This window comes from Micromonospora rosaria, assembly GCF_001567585.1.
In the GTDB taxonomy this organism is placed as follows: Bacteria; Actinomycetota; Actinomycetes; order Mycobacteriales; family Micromonosporaceae; genus Micromonospora; species Micromonospora rosaria.
Map to the genome: position 1 here is coordinate 1 of NZ_LRQV01000297.1, position 1,491 is coordinate 1,491.

2 protein-coding genes are annotated in these 1,491 nt (G+C 66.1%); both read left to right on the plus strand.

The features are described from left to right. The first annotated feature begins 94 nt into the window (after positions 1-94). Complete coding sequence (locus tag AWW66_RS32150; protein ID WP_157528326.1) at positions 95-256, plus strand: hypothetical protein; 162 nt, start codon at positions 95-97, stop codon at positions 254-256. Between the two features lie 158 nt (positions 257-414). After that, entirely contained in the window at positions 415-951 is a 537-nt protein-coding gene (locus tag AWW66_RS32155; protein WP_083979313.1) for a DUF4240 domain-containing protein, read from the plus strand. Positions 952-1,491: the final 540 nt, after the last annotated feature.

A 1,491-nucleotide genomic window follows, 5' to 3' on the forward strand; every position in this document is an offset into this window, starting at 1 on the left:
GCCATCCTCGTCCTGCACCACGTCGAAGCCAACCGCTACGCACGATGAAAATGGCTGACTGTTGGCTGCTCGGCACGGGCAGAGGCTTGAGGCGGTGGAGGTTCTGGAGTGGGCAGGGGGTGACCTGGCGGACGGTGCCGTGGCGTTGGGCCTGCGATTCGTGAGCGGCTGGTTGACGATCTACAACGCGCTGGACGAGAACGGGATTGAGGAGGGCGATCCCTCCCTGCGGTACCGCCGACACCGACTGGGCTGAGCGTGCAACTGCATGGCTCGACCGAGCCGTCAGCGGCAGATCCGGACGCTCGATCTTGATTCACGCTGGCCCGTGCCTACCGAACATGCCTCGAGAGGCTCGTCGCGCCGACGTCCGAGGGCACCAACACGACTTGGTACGGTCTGGCAGTGGAGTGGATGGTCTTCTGGCGGATCGTCGAAGGTGCCCGGCGTGAGGTGGGCAGTGACACCGAACGGGTTGCCCAGGCGCTCCTTCGCCGCCTCCGCGCGTTGACTTCGGTCGAGATTGAACAGTTTGAGGAACTTTGGTTCCAGGCACAGGACGAGCTTTACCGCTGGCCAATCCGGGACGCCGCGACGCTGTTGCTGGGCCCTTTCGACGACGATGACTTCCTTGCCGTACAGGACTGGATCGTGTCGCACGGGCGGTCCACCATGCAGCGTGTCCAGGACGACCCTGACAGCCTTGTGGAGTTAGCGCCCGACCGACACAACGCTCGGATCGACTGGTTCTGCGGCCTACCGCTCGAAGCGTACATCGCGGTCACCGGGGCACCATTCGCTATCGATGGGTGTCCCGGATCCGACGCACCGGCCGGGAGTCCGGCCGAGTTGACCGACGAGGCCAGGACGAGACAGCGTTTCCCTAGGCTCACCACCTACCTCGACAAGAATCCGTGGATCGAGCGTCCGTGGGAACATGGGGCCAGCTGACCACCACAGACGCACCCGGTCAGCGGCATGTGAGTTTGGCCCGCCGTTCCTACGATCCACGTTGTGGAAGACACCTCGTGGATCGCAGTGACTGCTGCGGCGCTGGTCCTTGCCGCCCTTGTGCTGGCCGCACTGCTTCTACGGCGGTGGGCGTTACGGCGGGCGAGCAGTCAGGGTGAACCCGAGACGATGCACGCGGCTCGTAGCGCCATTCGCCAGAGCGTAGACAAGGGTCGTCGAGGTCGCGGCAGCATCCGCGGCCAAGGGTACGGCGGGGACGACATCCGGGCCTACGACGCCGGCGTCACGAGCGACACCGGCGGCATGCCATAACCCTGCTGCGCTGACCGACCCGGCCCCGGCTGGAACGAGGCGAGCTGCGTCCCTATAGCGGCAGATGCGCGCGCTGATTTTCGGCCGGCGCCAGGGCGTGGTGATGGCAGATTCCGGTGGCGAGTTCGTCGCCGTCGACGGTGAACCGTCCAGGGCCGCTACGCCGACTGCGAGCGGCCTCCGGACTTTGAGCCCGGCCCCGAGGCC